Raw genomic sequence first — 18,324 nt, forward strand, 5'->3', positions numbered from 1 at the left:
GCGCCGATCGCATTGCCGAGATTGAAGGCGCCGATGTTGACGGCGGACGCCAGATTGGGTGCCTCGGCCGCCGCCGTCATCACCCGCACCTGCAACGGCGGCACAAGCGCGAAGCTGGCCACACCCCACAGGAAGACGAGGACCGCCGTTGGAGCGGCATAGGGCATGAGCATGGCGAACAGCATGAGGATGACCGTCAGCGAGGCCAGCGTGACGATCAGCGTACGGTCGACCGAACGGTCGGCATAGCGTCCGCCCAGCCAGTTGCCCACCGTCAGGCCAACGCCATAAGTGACCAGCATGGCGGTCACGAAGCCGAGCGAGGCGTGAGTCTGCTCACGCAGGATCGGTGCGATATAGGTAAAGACCGTGAACATGGCGCTGGACCCGAGGACCGTCAGGCCGAGGGCTGAAAGCACTGGCCCCCTCGAAAGGACGCGCAGCTCCGCCCGCATGTCGCCACCAGCCGGCGCCGGCAGCTTTGGAAGCGTGAGGCGCAGGGCGACCATCGTCACCACGCCGAGGCCGGAAATGCCCCAGAAGGCCGCGCGCCAGCCCAGCCCCTCGCCTGCCCAGGTGGCGAGCGGCACGCCGACCACATTGGCGATCGTCAGCCCCATGAACATGGCCGCGACCGCCCCGGCCTGCTTGTGCGGCGGGACAAGGCTCGCCGCGACGATCGACCCGACGCCGAAGAAAGCGCCGTGGTTCAGCGAGGTGATGACCCGTGCGATCAGCAGCAGCCCGTAGCTGCCTGCAATAGCGGAGAGCAGGTTGCCGGCGGTGAAGATGGCCGCGAGGCCGATCAGCAATGTGCGACGCGGGACGCGCCCCGTGGTCAACGTCATCAGCGGCGCGCCCAGCATGACGCCGATCGCATAGGCACTGATGAGAAGGCCTGCCGCGGGAATGGAAATGCCGAGGTCGCCGGCCATCACCGGGAGCAAGCCCATCGGCGCGAACTCGGTCACCCCGATGCCGAAGGCACCAACCGCGAGGGCGAGGAGCGGTGGATTGAATTTCATCTTTGGTTGCTCCCGATCCGGAGGTGAACAAGGCAGGATTTGAGTTCAACGCACAGATGGCTTGCCCGACGCGATTGCGGTAGAGAGGGCTGACACGAAGGATTTTTGCACTGGACGCAAAGATGCAGTTCAACTCCGATCGAGCCCGTTCACTTGAAGTGTTTGCCGCAGTAATCGAGCACGGCAGCTTCTCGGCCGCCGGTCGGGTCCTCGACCTGACTCCGTCGGCCGTCAGCCGAACGATCGACCGAATCGAGCAGCGGCTCGGGGTGAGATTATTGCTCCGAAGCACGCGGGCCCTCACGCTGACCGCCGAGGGCGCGGCCTATCTCAGCGCCGCGCGGCGCATTCTGGCCGACCTGGACGATGCCGAGCAGGCGATTGCGGATCGCGGGGCGCCGCGCGGACGGTTGCGGGTCAGTGCGTCACAGGCCCATGGCCGGCTCTGCATCGTCCCTCTGCTCAAGCCCTTCATGGCGCTTCACCCGCATATCCTGGTTGACATCAGCCTCAGCGACCGGCTCGTCGACATCGCTGGCGGCGAAGCCGATGTGGCGATCCGCTTCGGCCCGCTGGCCGACAGCGCACTGACGGCCCGCAAGCTCGGCGAGAATGGCCGGATCATTGTCGCGTCCCCGGCCTATCTGGCCGAGCACGGCACGCCGCTCGTCCCGGAGGATCTCCATCGGCATAACTGCCTCAATTTCAATTTCAGGCGCGCCGAACCGGTCTGGCCGTTTCGCAGGGACGGGCAGGACTATGCGCTGAGCGTCACGGGCAGCGTCGAGGCGAACAACGGAGAAACGCTCGGTCAGCTTGCCGCCGACGGGGTGGGCATCACGCGCGTGGGACGGTTCAGCGTCGCGCCGGAGATCGCATCGGGCCGGCTCATTCCCCTTCTCGAAGACTTCAACCCCGGCGACGTCGAATCCATTCACGCCGTCTTTGTCGGCGGCGCCAACATGCCGGCACGAGTCCGCGTGTTCGTGGACTTCCTTGTCGAGCGCCTGGGACCCGCTCATCCCCAGGGTTGATCGAGGTTCAGCACTGGCGCTCTGCGAGTAGAGGTCCATGATCCGGGTCGGTTACCCTTCCCCAACCGGCCCGACCTCAGTGCTTGATCGTGCACAGGGCCCCGCCGTCCACCGGCCAGGCGGCGCCGGTGACGAAGCTCGCTTCATCCGAGAGCAGGAACGAGACGACATGGCCGACTTCGGCCGGCTTGCCGCAGCGGTTCATGACGGACACCCAGCCGAGCGTATCAAGGCCCTTCTGCAGGTCGCCATCAAACATCTGCACCAGGACCTCGTTCAGCAGCGGCGTCTCGATCACGCCCGGTTCCACGCAATTCACCCGAATGCCTTTCGGGCCAAGATCCGCCGCTGCCGTCCGGGTGAGGCCGACCACGCCATGCTTCGCCGCATTATATGCCGCGCCACCTGCGAGACCCCGTTCCGAACCGATGGACGCCGTGTTGACGACGGCTCCACTGCCCTGCGCCACCATCTGCGCGAGCACGAAGCGCAGGCCGAGGAACACGCCCCGGAGATTGACCGCCAGAATGCGGTCATATTCATCGATCGGATATTCGTGGATGGGCGTGATGACTCCTTCCACTCCGGCATTGTTGAAGAAGCCATCGATGCGTCCGTGTTTCGCGACGGTCTGGTCGACATAGGCGCGCACGTCGGTTTCGCTGGCGCAATCGGCACGGATGAAATCCACCTCGCCGATCTTCGCGAGCTCGGCGGCCCGCTCCTCCAGCGAAGCGGCGATGTCGACCATCACCACCCGCGCGCCTTGTGCGGCGAGAATGCCCGCGGTGGCATAGCCGATCGCGCCGGCGGCACCGGTGATGATGATGACGCGATCCTTGTGGCTGGGCATGGCCGGTTATCCTTTGCGAAAGGGAAGCGTGAGGAGAAAGAGGATGAGGCGCGGTGACAGCAGCTTCAGGGCAGCGCGCGCTTCCTGCGGCTTGAGCCGGGCGCTCATCGGCATGGTGCCGAACACCTTGCCCTTGATGACGAGATCATTGCCGTCCCGCTCGATGGCCGAAACCTGCATGAGCTCGGACTTGTCGGACGAATAGATCTTCATCCCACCCGTACCTTGTCGAAATCGACTCCAAGGTCGTCGAACATCACCTGCGCGGTGGCCCTGCCCGCGCCGAACACGCCGCCGCCGGGATGCTGGAACGGCCCCACGAGATAGAGCCGGTCCACGCCCGGCACGCGATACTGCCCCAGTTCCGGCGTCGGCCGATGCGCGCCGGACTGGTAGGTCGTCGTCGCGATGCCATGGAGATCGCCGCGCATGAAGCTGGGCGAGGTGCGCTCCATGTCGACCGGGGAATCCACATGCGCCTCCAGCAGGATCTCGCGGATGTTGGGAATGAACCGGGCCATGCGGTCGATCATCACCTCGGCATAAGCGCGCTTGCTGTCGTCCCAGCTCTGCCCGTCCGGCCGATGATAAGGCACATAGTCCCAGGCATGGAGCACGGCCTTGCCTTCAGGCGCGCGACTGGCATCGAACTGCGAGAGCGAGCCAAGGCCGATGAGCGGCGTGCGGACGAAGCCGCCATAGCGCAGGTCATCGAAGGCGCGGCGCAGCGTCTCGTAGCTGTCCGGCATCAGCTCGACCATCACGGCATCGACATCGGGCGCCGAGAAGCGCAGCGGCGCGTCGAGCGCGGCGTGAATGGTGATGCAGGCCGCGTCGGTGATCTGGGTGCGCAGTGCGCCGCTCGCCGCCTGTGCGTCCATGCCCGGCACCATGTCGGGCAGCAGATGCGGATGGATGGCGCCAATCACGGCCTCCCGTGCTGCGTGCCGCGTCCCGTCATCCAGCACGACACCGGTCGCGCGACCACCCGCGCTCGTCACTTCCCGCACCGATGCGCTGGCGATCACGGCGCCGCCATGATCCTCGATGCAGCGGATCAGCGAAGCGGTCAGGCTCCCGGAGCCGCCCCGTGCCACGCCGAAGCCGAAGCGCTCGAGAAAGCCGAGGAACACATACATGCCGATGCCGGTCGCCTTCTCGTCGGGCGAGACGAGGTTCTCACCGGCCACCCGCGCGAAATGCATGCGCACCTCGTCGCTCTCGAACAGCTCGCACAGATGATCGTGGCTCGACATCTGCATGACGCGCCAGAGCTCGCGTCCTTCATGGCTGCTGTCGAGCATCGCATTGCCCGCGCCGACGGGCATGGGCGGCGTGTAGAGCGACGCCTGGATCATCGGCAGCCATTGGGCCGCCTGCGCGGAGATCTGCCGGAAGGCCTCCGCATCCTTCTGCGAGAAGCGCGCGATCGACGCGGCTGACCGCTCCGTATCGCGATACAGCTTCAGCGTCCGCCCATCCTCGAAGACGGACATCATGGGCACGTCCGGGAACAGATAAGTGAGGCCATAGCGGGACTTGAGGCCCAGCTCGTCATTCACCAGCATCGGATTGCCCTGAATGAAGATGTGGCTCATCGAGTGCTGGTCGTGCCGGAATCCCGGAAGCGTCAGCTCGCGCGTGACGACACCGCCGCCGAACCAGGCATTGCGCTCGAGCACCAGCACCTTGCGGCCGGCCACGGCGGCATAAGCGGCCGCGACGAGGCCATTGTGGCCGGAGCCGATCGCGATGACGTCGTAATCAGCCATGGTCCCGCTTCATCCTCTTCGAGCCGCGACGGCGCGGCATGTCAAACTCCGCCCGGATGCTCACACGCATGCCGAGACCACCAGGTCGGACAGTTTCTGGAAACGCGCGATATTCGCCGCCTGCGTCATCACGCCGGCCGTCAGGCACGCGAAGCTCACATCCAGCGCCGGGTCCACCCAGAAGAGTGCGCTCCCCGCGCCATAATTGCCGAACGTCTCCGGACTGGTGAGCGTGCCGAGCTGATGATGCCCGATGCGCGTCCCGCGGACGTTGAAGCCCAGCCCCATATAGGCGGGCATTTCCTCCCACCCCATGCGCAGGTGGACGGCGCGATACAGTTCGTTGGGGAAATCGCCCGTGTGCACCTGCCGCGCGAGCCGCACCATCTGCGGGGAGAGGATGCGCACGCCATCCAGCTCGCCGCCGCGCCGAAGCATCTCCGCGAAGCGGGAGAGGTCGGGCACGGTCGATGCGCAGCCGACATGGGGCGCTTCCACGTCCGGGTCCTCGAACAGCGCATGATCGCCGGGGATGGTGCGCGAGAGATGCCGGATGGGAACCGTGCCGCGCATGTCGGGCCGGACGTGGCGCGCATTCAGGTCCGCGCGCAGGCCCATGGAACTGTCGGTCATGCCGAGCGGTTCGAACAGGTCCTCGCGCAGGATGTCCCGGAAGCGCCGCCCCTTGGGATCGGTGCGCCGCAGCGCTTCCCCCATCAGCACATGGTTCGCGAGAGGCGAATAATCGCAGCGGGTGCCCGGCTCCACCGTGCCATGGACATGCGCGATCACGGCTTCGAAGAGCTCGTCCAGCCGGTCGAGATACATGTCCGGCCGGGGCATCCAGACCCCCGGCATCCCGGCGGTGTGGGACAGGAGATGGAAGAAAGTCGCGCGGTTGCGCGGCTCGCCGGTGAATTCGGGGAGGATGTCGCTTACCCGCGTCGTGAGGGCGAAGCGGCCTTCCTCAATGGCGCGCAGGATCAGGATGTTGGTGAAGGCCTTGCTGGTCGAGAAGATGGAGAAAACGCTGTCCTTCGACAGTCTTTTCTCCCCCGCGCCATCGGCAAAGCCGATCGCCTCGTCGAAACCGATGACGCCGCCCCGCATCACGCGCAGCACCGCGCCATAATAGGCGCCGGCGCCCACGTCGGCCTCTATCACTGCCTTGAGGTGATCCAGCCGCTCCCGCCAGAAACCGCTCATGCTCCCCTCCCCGGCCCTAGCCCGCCGCGATGATGCCGCCGTCGATGGCCAGCATCGCGCCGTTGATGAAGTCCGCATCCTCGCCGATCAGGAACGCGACAGCCCGGGCGACATCCTCCGGGCGCCCATTGCGGCGCAGCGGTATCCCGGCGGCACGACGCTCATAATCTTCCGCCGAAACGAAACCCGCCGTCGCGGGCGTGGGCACGGAGCCCGGCGCGATGGCATTCACCCGGATGCCCCGTGGGCCGAGCTCGCCGGCAAGGACGTTGGTGAGCGCGGCCACCGCGCCCTTGATCGCCGTATAAGCGCCCGTGTTGGGACGCCCGCGATAGGCAACGGGCGAGCTGTAATTGATGATCCATCCCTTGCTCGCCTCGGGATCGCGATGCGCCAGAAACGCCTGCACGCCCCAGAAGACGGACTTGAGACCGCTCGCGATCATGCGGTCCAGCGTCTCCTCGGTCACCCGCTCGATCGGCTCATAGACCAGATAGGAAGCATTGTTGATGAGCGTATCGACTGGCCCATAAGCCCGCGCGAATGCCGCCATGGTCTCATGAAAGACCTCGCGCGCGCCAAGGTCGCCGCCATAAGCAACCGCTTCGCCACCGGCGGAAATGATGCGCGCGGCGACTTCCGCCGCAGCCTCCTCATTGATGTCGCAGACCGCCACCACCGCGCCAAGGCTGGCGAGATGAGCGGCGATCGCCTCGCCCAGTCCCCTGCCGGCGCCCGAGATCAGGACGTTCCGGCCCGCAAGGCTCCCCGCGCTCACAGGCCGAACAACCGCGCCACATAATGGCTGTCCATATATTCATGGAGATAGCCGATCTTGCCGTTGTTCATGCGGAAGACCCAGGAATAGCGATTGTGATAGGTCCGCCCGTCCTGCAGCTTCCCGTCCGAATAGCTCTCGACCGCGACGAAATCCCCGTCCGAGAAGATGGTCTGGACATGGACCTTGGGGTCCCCCTGCGCGAACATGCCGCGCACCGGCGCCAGAAAATCATCGATGATCTGGTTGCCCCGGTAGGATCCGGCGCCGGGAATGTCCTTCACCATCGGCTCCCAGACGCTGTCCTCGTCGAGAAAGGGCCGCAGCCGGTCGAGATCCCCGCTCGACAGTGCCTCGAAGAAATCGAGCGCCAGTTGCTCATTGGCATTTTTCGCGGTCACGCTCATTGGGGCGGCACTCCCGTCTCTTCGATGCTCGGCACGGGAATCGCGGGCACATGGCCACCCTGATAGAGCGCGACGTTGCCGATGCGGGATTTGAACTTCCAGCCGTTCCCGGTCTTCACGAACAGATCGTCGAACGAACCGATGAACACCCCCTCGCCCTCGCGCGGCCATGGCGCATCCGGATCGGCGGCGGACATCATGGTGACATAGCTGTTGCCCTTCGCTTCCGTCGGCGAGAGCACGGTGATGAGGATATTGGTCATCACATGGCGCGTGAGGCGCGCCTTGCGGTCCCGGAAGATGGCGTGGACCTTGTCCCTGCCATAATAAGGATGGGCGGGATCGAGCGGCCGGGCAAAGACGCAATCCTCAACGAACAGCCCGGCCAGCGCCTCATGATCCAGGTCATCGTTGAACTTCGCGAATTCGAGGACGAGCCGGGCGCAGGCCCGCTCGATCTCCGCGACCTCGGCAGCGTTCATCCCTTGCCTCCCTTTGCCTTGGGCTTCGCGGCCTTGCTTCCCTTGCCCTTGGCGCCGGACTTGCCCGGTTTCTCCGCATCGATTTCGGCAAAGGCCTCCCCGGCGATACGGAAGCTGTCGACTGCTGCGGGCACGCCGCCATAGATCGCGACCTGAAGCAGCACTTCGCGGATCTCTTCCCGGCTGAGGCCATTGTTGAGCGCGCCGCGCACATGGGCCTTGAGTTCGTGGGAGCGATTGAGGATCGCGATCATGCCCAGGTTGAGGAGGCTGCGGTCCCGCCGGGAGAGCCCCTCACGCCCCCAGACTTCGCCCCAGCAATATTGCGTGACCAGTTCCTGCAACGGCTTGTTGAACGCGTTCATGTTGGCCAGCGCGCGGTCGACATAAGCGTCGCCCAGCACCGACCGGCGAATATCGAGCCCCTTGTCGAACATGTCCTTGTCCATCAGTCGGTCCCTTCAAAGCGCGGAATAGAGAGCATCGATCAGGCGCCGGGCACGCGGCCCGTTGTCGCCCACCGAGTGAAGCTTGTTGCAGCAATAAGAGAAGCCGATCCGCGCATCCGGATCGCCAAAGCCGATCGAGCCGCCGATTCCATGATGGCCAAAGCTGCGCGGGTTCGGCCCCATATAGACCGCTTCCGGCGTGTTCAGCAGCACCCCGAGCGCCTGATGATAAGGCCGCTCCTGCAGCAGCTCGGTCTGGTTGTGCTGTTCCTCGATCATTCGCTCCAGGCCATCCCGGCTCAGGAGCGTGAGCCCGTCGATCTCGCCCGGGTCCACCACCGCGCCGTAGATGCGCGCAACGCCGCGCGCATTGCCGTGGCCATTGCCGCTGGCGATCTCCACTTCGCGCCAGAGCGGCTTGTTGAGCGTGACATGCCAGGGCTCATCCGGGTTCTGGCGGAACGCGAGGGGACGCAGCACCTCCCCGGTCCATTCCGGATCGGCCGTCAGTTCGACATCCTTGGCGGCGAACAGGCGCGCATTCATGTTGGGCATGATCTCGGCCACGGTCGCCTGCTCGGCCGCACTCATCCCGCCGATCCAGTATTCCGCGCCCAGCGGCTGCGCGATCTCCCGGCGCAGGAAAGGGCCAACGGTAAGCCCGCTCACGCGCCGCATCACCTCGCCCAGCAGATAGCCCTGATTGTGGACATGATAGGCGGCCCGCGTCCCCGGCTGCCAGAGCGGCGTCTGCACTTCCAGCGCCTTCACATAGGCTTCCCGGTCGAACATGCCGCCGGGATACATGGGATCGTCCGTGAGCACGGGGATCGCCGCGCGATGATCGAGCAGCCAGCGGACAAGGATCTTCTCCTTGCCGTTCTGCCCGAACTCGGGCCAGTAATCGGCCACCGGACGGTCGATGTCGATGAGGCCGCGATCGACCAGCATGTTGAACGCGATGCCGGTGATGCCCTTGGCGACGCTCATCATGCAGACCGTGCTGTGGGCATCCCATCCGGTGGTCATCGCGCCGTCGCGCCAGCCGCCCCAGAGATCGACGACGGTCTTGCCATCGATCACGACGGAACAGCCGGCGCCGATCTCCTCTTCCTGCCGGAAATTGTCGCCAAACGCCCGCAGCACCGGCTCGAAGCCATTCGCGACGAATCCCTCGATCGCGAACTGCGCACCCCGCGCGTGGATGTTCTCGTTGACCTGCACGCTCTCTCCTTCCGACGCCAGCGTCGTCGCTTCTAGGCCCGTCCACCCCGTCCCGGCTTGGGTCCGAGCGAAAGGCGCTTGTCGGTCCGCGAACGGCTCATGCCGGCCGCTCCGGGTCGAGCCCGGCATCCGCCTCGACTACCTTGGCCATGGCTGTGAAGTCCGCGTCCGGCCCGACTTCCTCGAGCACCCGGCCCAGCAGGTCCCGCACCTGTGCACCGAGCGCCAGATGCACGCCCAGCGCTTCCGCTTCCTCGACGCACAGGCGCATGTCCTTGTGGCTCAACGCGGCGGCGAACCCGAAGTCGAAGGTCCGCGGGAGGACAGCGCGCGGCCATTTGTCGCGGGTGGCGCTGTTGACCCCGGTCGACTGGTTCAGCACGTCGATCATCCGGGCGGGGTCCAGCCCGGCCTTGATGCCCATCGTCATGCCTTCCGCAGTCACCGCGATGGCAACGGCCCCCAGCAGATTGTTGATGAGCTTCATCGTCTGCCCCGCACCGGGGGCCTCGCCCATGTAGAACAGTTTACCGAAATGGCTGAGGACAGGCTCGACCTGGGGCCATGACGCTTCCGGACCGCTTGCCATGAGCGAGAGCCGGCCGTCGCGCGCGCCCGCAACGCCACCGGAGACCGGCGCGTCGAAGCTGGCAATGCCGTTCGCGGCAAGCCCCGCGTCGAGGCGCTTGGCCATGGCCGGGCCGGATGTCGAGAGATCGACGACGATCTCCACCGCCCGTCCGTCCGCCACGCCATTGGGGCCAAGCAGGACTTCATGCACGATATCCGGCGTCGGCAGGCTGACCAGCACGATCTGCGCCGCATGCGCCACGTCGAGCGCGCTGTCGGCGGCCTCCGCCCCCTGCGCGGCCATGGCGCGGACGGCATCTGTCGAGACGTCATGGACGATGACAGGCAGGCCCGCCGCGCAGAGCCGCGCGCACATGCCCGCGCCCATGCGCCCGAGGCCAATGAAACCGATGCTGCTCAATCGAAATCTCCAATGGGTTTGCGCGGCGGCAGGTCCACGCGCGCGACATCCGGCGCTTCCCCGGCCGGAAACGCGGCCAGAACCAGCGGATCATGGCCGGGAATGATATGGTCGAGCCCCGGCACGAGCGCCCGCAGGCGCGCATGCGCGGCCAGATAGGCCGGCACGTCCACGACGATCGGAAAGGGCGTCTCGCGCAGCAAATTGGCATAGAGATGCGCCACGTCCGAGGCGAGGATCACAGGGCCGCGCGCCGTGCTCACTTCCACCGCCTGAAGCCCTGCCGTGTGCCCCGGCAGCAGCCGCAGGCTGACGCCTGGTGCCACCGCCGCATCGCCATCGTGAAAGACCAGCCGGTCGCCAAACAGCAGATGCACCATCTCCGCCACCGGCCCGGCATCGAACGGCGCGCGCACATGGCCATGGGTCATGGCCCGTCCGGTTGCGAACGCCATTTCCCTGTCCTGCACATGGAAACGCGCGTTCGGGAAGAGCCCGAGCGACCCGGCATGGTCATAGTGGAGATGCGTGAGGATCACGTCTTCGACAGAGGCCGGATCGATCCCGATGGCGCGCAGCCCGTCTTCCACCGGCCGGATCATCGTCCGCCCACGCCGTGCGGCGGCCTCCGCCCCGAATCCGGTATCGACCAGAAGCGGCGCCATGTCGTCATGCTCGATGACCCACACGAAATAATCGAGCGGCATCATGGCGGCATGATCGTCCGCTCCGCCACCCAGGAAATTCTCCCGCGCCGGCCGCTCGTGCCGGGCATAGCGGATCGTGTGGATGCGGTGATGCGGCGCGTGCGTCATCTGAAATGCAGGCGCACCGGCACGCGGGCGGGGCCATGGCCCACCGTGGTCATCCAGGGCTCGACCGGGCCGGTCAGCTCGATGCTTTCGAGTTCCTGCGCGAGCACCCCGAGCAGCGCGTCTGCTTCCATATAGGCAAGAGTGCGACCGACGCAGGCGTGAATGCCGTAGCCGAAGCCGAGACTGTGCCGCAGGTCGCGTCCGATGCGGTAATCCAGCGGATCGTCCCAGAAGCGCGGATCGCGATTGGCGGCGGCGAACATCAGCCCCACCCGCGTCCCCGCCGGCACCACCATGTCGTCTACCGGCACATCCACGGTCGTGATCCGTCCCGCCATGCGCGATGGGCTGTCCCAGCGCAGGCTCTCGTCGAAGGCGTTGCGCACCAGCTTCGGGTCTGCCTGCACCTTCGCGAATTCCTGAGGAAACTCCGCCCAGGCGCGCAGGGCATTGGCCATGGTGATGTAGGTGGTGTCCGCACCGGCAGAGAGGATCGTCTGCAAAAGCAGCTTGGCTTCGTCCAGCGTGATCTTCTCTTCATCCGCCGCCCTGAAGAGCAGCATGCCGAACCCGTCGGGGTCCAGCGCCTCACGATCGCAGACCTCGTTGAGCCATGCGATGACCGGCCCGAAATCCTCCACCATCGCTTCGCGGAACAGCGCGTTCTCTGGCCCCATGGTCGCCCAGACCATGTTGGAAAAGCCATGCATGTGCGTGCGGTCGCCGGGCGGCAGACCAAGCGCATCCGGGAAGACGGTGTAGACGAAACGGCGCGTAACATCTTCCACGGCATCGATTTCCTGCCCGTCGCGTGCCTTCAGCTCGGCAACCAGTGCCTGCGCGCCCGCCGTGAAGATCGTCTTCATCGCGTCGAGCGTCCTGGGCGAGAGCGCATCGCCGATCACCCGGCGCACCCGCGTATGCCGGGGCGGATCGTCCGTGAGCAGAATCTCGGGCCGGAGCGATGCCGGATCGTGCCATGGCCGCGATGTTGACGAGAAGCTCTTCCAGTCCATGAGACCAGGCGCCACATGCGCATGCCGGCCGATCATGACCGTGCCGTCCGCAAGGCGCACGGCGGGCGCGAGCTCGCGCAGGGCATCGTCCACGTCCCGCGCATTGCGGACCGCCTCGTGCGTGAAGATGTCCAGCGGATAATCGGGAATATCGCGTGTCATCAGCTTCCCTCCAGCCCGATGCCGAAGAAGCGCGTCCCTTCCCCTTCGGAGCGGATCCAGCCGGCGGTGGGATCCGCGAAATGCGCCCCGATCACGAGGACGCCGCTGTCCCTATATTTTTCGACAAATCCCGTGCGCGTGGCGATGCCCTGCGCGGTATCCATGTCGAAGCGCGCCGGACGGGAGGGCAGTGCCGTCTGAATGGGATGATGCATGAGGTCGCCGGTGATGACGCCGCGCTCGCCGCGCGATTCGATGCACAGATGGATGTGGCCGGGGGAATGGCCATGGCTCGGCTCGGTCCACAATTCATCGCTGATGCGGTGATTGGCATCGATGAAGTGCGCGAGACCGCGCCGGACGATGGGGTCGACGGAATCGGCGAGATGCCGCACGTCATGCAGCCCATGGTCTTCATGGCGCCGCATCTCCTCCCAGGCGTCATATTCGGTCTGGCCGAACAGATAGCGGGCATTGGGGAAAGTCGGCGCCCACTCTTTCCCGTCCCAATAGGTGTTCCAGCCGACATGATCGAAGTGGAGATGCGTGCAGAGCACCACGTCGATATCGTCCGGCTTCAGGCCGAGCGTGCCGAGGTCTTCGATGAAGCTGGTATCGAGATTGCGGAAGACGTCGTAGGCGCGGTCGCGGCCATTGCCGATGCAGGTGTCCAGCATGACGTTCATCGTCGGCGTCTGCACGACGAAGCCCTGGAAGTTCATGATCTGCTGCCCGTCCGGCGTCGCATAATGCGGGTGCAGCCAGTCCATGGCGATCACTTCCTCCGGCTCGGCGTCGGCGATCGTCATGTTGATATGATCGGTGAACTTCCACAGCTCGACGAGGCGGGCCACGGTGACGTCACCGATCTGCCAGCTCCTCATATGCTCGACGGCCATCTCACTCTCCTGCGCTGTTCTTTGCTCTCGTGCGGGGCCCGGCCGGCAAGGCTGGCGGCGACCTCATGCCTTGCGTCCCACGGATTCAGGCGGCAGGTCGGCGGGCGGCAGGTCCGGCTTGCCGAGGATCTTGTCCGCGCCCCGTTCACCCACCATGACGGCCGGGGCATTGGTGTTGCCGCCGATCAGCAGCGGAAAGACCGAGGCATCGGCGACGCGCAGCCCCTCGATGCCATGCACCCGCAGATCGGGATCGACGACGGCCTCGGCGTCGATGCCCATCCGGCAGGTGCCGCAGGGGTGATGCACGGTGTAGCCCGCCGCGCGGATGAAGGCCTTGATGTCCTCGTCGCTCTGCACATCCGGTCCGGGCGCGACTTCCACGCCCCGATATTTCGCGAAAGCCGGCGCGGCAAAGGCCTGGCGCGCGATCTTCACGGCGCGCAGCAGCGGCAGGATGTCATCCTCCTCCGCGAGCAGGCGTGGATCGATGAGCGGCGCATCGCGCACGTCCGGCGTCGCGAGACGCAACGTGCCGCGGCTCTTGGGATACAGCGCGACGGGGCTGATCGCATAGCCATGGCCCATCGGCAGCGGCAGCTTGGTCGTCAGGCGCTTTGCCGGCTGGAAGACGAACTGCACGTCCGGCTTGGCAAGGGAGGGATCGGTGCGCAGGAACGCCACCGATTCAAAGACATTGCCGGCGAGCGGCCCCGTCCGTCCGAAAAGATACTGGAGGACATTCCAGGCGCCGCGCGGCAGCGCTTTCCAGCTTATGCCATAGGAGGTCGGGTCCTGCGTCTCCATGTGGACCGGGCAAGCGACATGATCGTGATAATTACCGCCCACGCCGGGGAGATCATGCACGATGTCGACGCCCAGTTCCTTGAGATGGGCGGCTGGGCCGACGCCCGAGGCGAGAAGGATCTGCGGCGACTGGACCGCCCCGGCGCACAGCGCGACCTCGGCCCGCGCCTTCACCGCGCGGCCATCCGTCAGGACGACGCCGCTAGCCCGTCGCCCCTCGAATATGATCCGCGCCACTTGCGCCTGAGTGAGCACGGTCAGGTTGCGGCGGCTTCGACTGGCCGGAAGAAGCATGGAGCGCGCCGTGGATTCGCGCCTTCCGTCGCGGAGCAGTCCCTGCCGGAAGCCATATCCTTCCGGATCGGGTCCGTTGAAATCCGCGCAGGCTGGATACTGGAGCGATGCCAGAGCCGCCATGTAATCATGGTTCATCCGGTTGGGATTGCGGACATATTTGACGTTGATCGGCCCGCCTTTCCCGTGGAACACGGACTGGGGAAAATCCTCGTTATTCTCCGTCCGCGTGAAATAGGGCAGGACTTCGCGGTAGCTCCAGCCCTTCGCGCCCATGTCCGCCCAGCTGTCGAAGTCCGTGGGATGGCCACGGAAATAGACCATGCCGTTGATCTGGCCCGATCCGCCCACCACCTTGCCGCGCGGCACGGGGATGCGCCGGCCCGCCATGCCCGGCTGGGGCACCGTCTCGAACCGCCAGTTGAGCGAAGGGGTGCCGATGGCGGCGGCGACGGCGGCAGGCACATGGATGAACGGATGGGTCGCGTCCCCGCCCGCCTCCAGCAAGGCGACGGTGCGGTCTTCCCGTTCGGACAGGCGGGCGGCCAGCGCGGCGCCGGCCGATCCGCCGCCGATCACCACATAATCGAATTCGAGATCGGACATCGCCTCTCCTTCCGCCCTGGAGCAGGACGTTAGGCGAGCAAGGTGATGCTGGCTTGGCCGAGAGCGAAGGCGAATTGCACCCGCGCGAACGCGCCGGCGCACGCGGCTCAGCTTATGCCGGTCAGCAGTCTTACGAGCAGGAAGGCGATGGCGAAAATCGTGATCCAGAGCAGGATCAGCCGCATCAGATGCCCGCGCGGCAAGCGGCGCAGGGCAAGGTTGCTGCCGACGAGCACCAGCACCAGGATGAGCCAGATCATGCTTGCGGCGATATCAGCCAGCGGCTCGTCCTTTCATTCCCCGGTCAGACATCAGCGACAAGGCCATCATAGCCCGGCTCGACCCCCTCGGGAAGCTCGGCGGCAAGCACTGCATAATCGAGGCTCTGGTCCATATGCGTGAGGATCGCGCGTTTCGCCCGCACCCGCGCGATAATCTCCAGCGCCAGATCGAGATGCGCATGCGAGGGATGCGGCTTGCGGCGCAGCGTATCAATGACCAGGCAATCGACATCGGCATATAGCGCGAGCATTGCGTCCGTCGCTTCATGAAAATCCGTGGCATAGGCAATCGACCGGCCACCGGCATCGAAGCGGAACCCGCTGGACCAGATCGCGCCATGGGGCTGGGCGACATGGCTGACGAGAATGTCGCCGATGCGCGTCGCGCCCTCGCCCAGTTCATGCGCCGCCACGGTCGGGCGATAGCCATTGGCCCCCTGAAACACATAATCGAACCGATCGCGCAGCCGGGTTAGCGTGGCAGGATGGGCATAGCCGGGCACCGGACTACGGCGCTGGTGCATCACCTGGCGCAGATCGTCGATGCCATGGACATGATCGGCATGATCGTGGGTCCAGAGCACGGCATCGAGATGAGCGACCTGCGCCGCCAGCAGCTGCGCGCGCATGTCCGGCGAGGTATCGACGAGAATGCGCGTGGTGGCGCTTTCCACGAGGATCGATACGCGGCTACGCCGATTGCGGGGATTGGACGGGTCACAGGCGCCCCAGTCCCCGCCGATGCGCGGAACGCCGGAGGACGTGCCGCTGCCGAGCATGAGCAGGCGCAGCGTCATGCCGATCAGGCCACCGGCGCAGCTTTGGAGAACAGGGTGAAGAAATTGCGCGTCGTGGCCGCCGCGAGATCCTCGAGCCTGTCCCCGCGCAGATCGGCCAGGAAGCGGGCCGTGTCCGCGACATAGGCAGGCTCGCACGGCTTGCCCCGGTGCGGCACGGGGGCGAGAAACGGCGAATCCGTTTCCACCAGCAGCCGGTCCGCCGGAATGCGGCGCGCGCTCTCCTGCAGGGCCGTGGCTTTCTTGAAGGTCACGATACCTGAAATGCTGATGTAGAAGCCCAGTTCCAGAGCGATGTCCGCGAACGCATCGCTCGCGGTGAAGCAGTGGATCACGCCCGGAAACGGGCCCGCCGCCATTTCCTCGCGCAGGATTGCGGCGGTGTCCTCTTCGGCATCGCGCGTGTGGACGATCAGCGGGAGACCCGTTTGCCGCGCGGCCACGATGTGAGCGCGGAAACTCGCCTGCTGGCGCGCCCGATCACTATGGTCGTAATAATAATCGAGGCCTGTCTCGCCGATCCCGATGACGCGCGGATGCGCGGCTGCGGCCACGAGGCGGGCCGTGTCCACATGAGGATGCTCGTCCGCCTCATGTGGATGAATGCCGACCGTGGCCCAGATGTCCGGCGCGCTGTCCGCCACCGCAATGACGTCATGCCATTCCCGCTCGCGCGTGGAGATGTTGAGCATCCCCCCAATGCCGGCCGCGCGCGCCCGGGCGATCACCGCGTCCTGATCCTCGACCAACCCCTTGTAGTTGAGGTGGCAATGGCTATCGACCAGCATCATTCGGCCTCGGCCGGCAGCTCGAGCCGGGGAAACAGGGGCTGGGGCGGAGCGACGACGAAATCGCTTTCCCGCAACGCTGCGTACCAGTCTGAAGACAGAGCCGCATAGCTTCTGTTTTCAGGCGATATTCCCATATGATCGAGCAGCTTCTCGGCGCTCGACGGGATCACCGGTGCAATCGCGGCCGCGAGCTTGCCGATGGCGACATAGAGCGTCGCCAGCACCGCTTCCATGCGCGCCGGATCGGTCTTGCGCAGGGCCCAGGGCGCCTGCGCATCGATATAGGCATTGCAGGCATAAGCTGCGCGCAACCAGGCCTGAATGGCCTCATGCGGTGCGAGGGCGCTGAAGCCGTGCGGCATAACCTCCTGCGTGGCCTCGCTCACGATGGCCAGCAGCGCCTCGTCCTCATCGGTGGGAGCCGGGACAGGCAAGCGTCCGTCGAGATTCTTCGCGATGAAGCTGAGCGTGCGCTGCGCCAGATTGCCGAACGCATTGCCAAGTTCAGTATTTGCCCTGTGAACAATAGCTTCCGCGCTATAGCTGCCGTCATTTCCGAAGCTGACCTCGGCCAGCAGGAAATAGCGCAGCGCATCCACCCCGAAGCGCCGCGCAAGCTCAAGCGGGTCCGCCACATTGCCCAGCGACTTGGACATCTTCTCGCCCCGGTTGAGCACGAAGCCATGGCCGAAGACCGTGCGCGGCAAGGGCAGATTGGCGCTCATCAGGAAGGCCGGCCAGTAGACGGTGTGGAACCGTACGATATCCTTGCCGATGATGTGGACGATATCGCCGCCCTCGGCCCAGTAATGCGCCATCCGCGCCGGATCGTCGGGATAGCCGCAGCCCGTGATATAGTTTGTGAGCGCATCGACCCACACATACATCACATGGTCGGGCGAACCCGGCACAGTGACGCCCCAGTCGAAGCTGGTGCGGGAGACCGAGAGATCGCGAAGCCCGCCTTCGACAAAGCGAAGGATCTCGTTGCGGCGGCTTTCCGGCTGGATGAAGTCCGGCTCGTCCCTGTAGAGCGCGAGCAACCGGTCCTGATAGGCTGACAGGCGAAAGAACCAGCTTTCCTCGACGGTCCACTCGACGGGCGTGCCCTGTGGCGATAGTTTTTCGCCGCTTTCGGAAGCGCTTAGCTCGCTTTCATCATAATAGGCCTCATCACGGACAGAGTACCAGCCCTCGTAGCGATCCAGGTAAAGATCGCCATTGGCGGCCATGGCCTGCCAGATTGCCTGGCTCGCGACATGATGTGCCGGTTCGCTGGTCCGGATGAAACGATCATAGCTGATATCAAGAGCATCATCCATTTCCTTGAAATAGGAGGACATCTCATCAGCAAGCGCGATCGGCTCCATGCCGCGTCCGCGCGCAGTCTGCGCCATTTTCAGCCCATGTTCGTCCGTCCCGGTCTGGAAGAACACGTCCCGCCCCATCATCCGCGCCGCCCGCGCAAACACGTCCGTGGCGATCGCTTCATAAGCGTGGCCGATATGCGGGCGTCCGTTGGGATAGCTGATGGCGGTCGTGATGGTGAACGGAGTGGGCATGATATCCTGCTGGGTCTGGTGCGCGGCCTTGAGACATGCTCTCTAGCGGGGCACCGCCGCCATGCCTAGCCCG

Annotated in this window: 20 protein-coding genes (1 of these 20 cut by a window edge); 1 reads left to right on the top strand and 19 read right to left on the bottom strand. The window is 65.5% G+C overall.

The genetic code is table 11. From position 1 onward, the window contains the following. A protein-coding gene (locus tag HNP60_RS09135) for an MFS transporter (protein ID WP_184152742.1) crosses the window boundary here: on the bottom strand, nucleotides 1-1,025 show its 5' portion. 157 nt of this gene lie to the left of the window's left edge; 1,025 of the gene's 1,182 nt are visible here — the first part of the coding sequence; it begins with the start codon at nucleotides 1,023-1,025; its stop codon lies off the left edge, out of view. A gap of 122 nt (nucleotides 1,026-1,147) precedes the next feature. On the opposite strand from HNP60_RS09135, the gene HNP60_RS09140 reads away from it, so the two are divergent. Beyond that, nucleotides 1,148-2,059 (top strand): LysR family transcriptional regulator, encoded by a 912-nt coding sequence (locus HNP60_RS09140; protein ID WP_420825226.1) that lies wholly within the window; start codon nucleotides 1,148-1,150, stop codon nucleotides 2,057-2,059. A 76-nt stretch (nucleotides 2,060-2,135) separates the two neighbouring features. Here the strand turns inward: HNP60_RS09140 and HNP60_RS09145 are convergent, their stop codons facing one another. The 18 genes from HNP60_RS09145 to metG all read right to left on the bottom strand — a co-directional run bounded on the left by HNP60_RS09145 (nucleotide 2,136) and on the right by metG (nucleotide 18,251). Then, on the bottom strand, nucleotides 2,136-2,912 hold the full coding sequence (locus tag HNP60_RS09145) for an SDR family NAD(P)-dependent oxidoreductase (protein ID WP_184152745.1): 777 nt from the start codon (nucleotides 2,910-2,912) through the stop codon (nucleotides 2,136-2,138). 6 nt (nucleotides 2,913-2,918) lie between these two features. Next, nucleotides 2,919-3,125 carry a hypothetical protein gene (locus HNP60_RS09150; protein WP_014076326.1) on the bottom strand — a complete coding sequence of 69 codons (207 nt, stop codon included), beginning with the start codon at nucleotides 3,123-3,125 and terminating at the stop codon, nucleotides 2,919-2,921. After that, nucleotides 3,122-4,684 carry a phytoene desaturase family protein gene (locus tag HNP60_RS09155; protein ID WP_184152748.1) on the bottom strand — a complete coding sequence of 521 codons (1,563 nt, stop codon included), beginning with the start codon at nucleotides 4,682-4,684 and terminating at the stop codon, nucleotides 3,122-3,124. Before HNP60_RS09155 ends, HNP60_RS09150 begins: the two co-directional genes overlap by 4 nt. Nucleotides 4,685-4,744: 60 nt before the next feature. After that, a complete protein-coding gene (locus HNP60_RS09160) occupies nucleotides 4,745-5,890 on the bottom strand; it encodes a serine hydrolase domain-containing protein (protein WP_184152750.1) in 1,146 nt (381 codons plus the stop codon). 16 nt (nucleotides 5,891-5,906) lie between these two features. Continuing rightward, entirely contained in the window at nucleotides 5,907-6,668 is a 762-nt protein-coding gene (locus HNP60_RS09165) for a glucose 1-dehydrogenase (RefSeq protein ID WP_184152753.1), read from the bottom strand. Next, on the bottom strand, nucleotides 6,665-7,075 hold the full coding sequence (locus HNP60_RS09170; protein WP_184152756.1) for a nuclear transport factor 2 family protein: 411 nt from the start codon (nucleotides 7,073-7,075) through the stop codon (nucleotides 6,665-6,667). Before HNP60_RS09170 ends, HNP60_RS09165 begins: the two co-directional genes overlap by 4 nt. After that, entirely contained in the window at nucleotides 7,072-7,557 is a 486-nt protein-coding gene (locus tag HNP60_RS09175; RefSeq protein WP_184152758.1) for a nuclear transport factor 2 family protein, read from the bottom strand. Before HNP60_RS09175 ends, HNP60_RS09170 begins: the two co-directional genes overlap by 4 nt. Then, nucleotides 7,554-8,006 carry a 4-carboxymuconolactone decarboxylase gene (pcaC, locus tag HNP60_RS09180; RefSeq protein ID WP_184048925.1) on the bottom strand — a complete coding sequence of 151 codons (453 nt, stop codon included), beginning with the start codon at nucleotides 8,004-8,006 and terminating at the stop codon, nucleotides 7,554-7,556. Before pcaC ends, HNP60_RS09175 begins: the two co-directional genes overlap by 4 nt. A 12-nt stretch (nucleotides 8,007-8,018) precedes the next feature. After that, nucleotides 8,019-9,230 (bottom strand): serine hydrolase, encoded by a 1,212-nt coding sequence (locus HNP60_RS09185; protein WP_184152761.1) that lies wholly within the window; start codon nucleotides 9,228-9,230, stop codon nucleotides 8,019-8,021. Nucleotides 9,231-9,327: 97 nt separating this feature from the next. After that, nucleotides 9,328-10,221: an NAD(P)-dependent oxidoreductase gene (locus HNP60_RS09190; protein ID WP_184152764.1), complete on the bottom strand. Its 894-nt coding sequence runs from the start codon at nucleotides 10,219-10,221 to the stop codon at nucleotides 9,328-9,330. Beyond that, nucleotides 10,218-11,036, bottom strand: a complete 819-nt coding sequence (locus HNP60_RS09195) for an N-acyl homoserine lactonase family protein (RefSeq protein ID WP_184152767.1) — start codon at nucleotides 11,034-11,036, stop codon at nucleotides 10,218-10,220. Before HNP60_RS09195 ends, HNP60_RS09190 begins: the two co-directional genes overlap by 4 nt. Further along, nucleotides 11,033-12,214, bottom strand: coding sequence for a cytochrome P450 (locus HNP60_RS09200; protein WP_184152770.1), 1,182 nt, complete (start codon nucleotides 12,212-12,214; stop codon nucleotides 11,033-11,035). Before HNP60_RS09200 ends, HNP60_RS09195 begins: the two co-directional genes overlap by 4 nt. Beyond that, on the bottom strand, nucleotides 12,214-13,113 hold the full coding sequence (locus tag HNP60_RS09205) for an MBL fold metallo-hydrolase (RefSeq protein WP_184152773.1): 900 nt from the start codon (nucleotides 13,111-13,113) through the stop codon (nucleotides 12,214-12,216). The genes HNP60_RS09200 and HNP60_RS09205 overlap by 1 nt, the downstream gene beginning before the upstream one ends. Nucleotides 13,114-13,176: 63 nt before the next feature. Next, nucleotides 13,177-14,820: a GMC family oxidoreductase gene (locus tag HNP60_RS09210; protein WP_184152776.1), complete on the bottom strand. Its 1,644-nt coding sequence runs from the start codon at nucleotides 14,818-14,820 to the stop codon at nucleotides 13,177-13,179. Nucleotides 14,821-14,927: 107 nt separating this feature from the next. Further along, the gene (locus tag HNP60_RS09215) at nucleotides 14,928-15,080 is read right to left on the bottom strand and encodes a hypothetical protein (RefSeq protein ID WP_014076339.1); all 153 of its coding nucleotides are present in this window, start codon (nucleotides 15,078-15,080) and stop codon (nucleotides 14,928-14,930) included. Between the two features lie 44 nt (nucleotides 15,081-15,124). Beyond that, nucleotides 15,125-15,898 (bottom strand): MBL fold metallo-hydrolase, encoded by a 774-nt coding sequence (locus HNP60_RS09220; protein ID WP_184152779.1) that lies wholly within the window; start codon nucleotides 15,896-15,898, stop codon nucleotides 15,125-15,127. A gap of 5 nt (nucleotides 15,899-15,903) precedes the next feature. After that, entirely contained in the window at nucleotides 15,904-16,686 is a 783-nt protein-coding gene (locus tag HNP60_RS09225; protein WP_184156984.1) for a TatD family hydrolase, read from the bottom strand. Beyond that, complete coding sequence (metG, locus tag HNP60_RS09230; RefSeq protein WP_184152781.1) at nucleotides 16,686-18,251, bottom strand: methionine--tRNA ligase; 1,566 nt, start codon at nucleotides 18,249-18,251, stop codon at nucleotides 16,686-16,688. The genes HNP60_RS09225 and metG overlap by 1 nt, the downstream gene beginning before the upstream one ends. Between the last annotated feature and the right edge of the window lie 73 nt (nucleotides 18,252-18,324).

Origin of the sequence: Sphingobium lignivorans, from assembly GCF_014203955.1 — a bacterium.
Taxonomy (GTDB): Bacteria; Pseudomonadota; Alphaproteobacteria; order Sphingomonadales; family Sphingomonadaceae; genus Sphingobium; species Sphingobium lignivorans.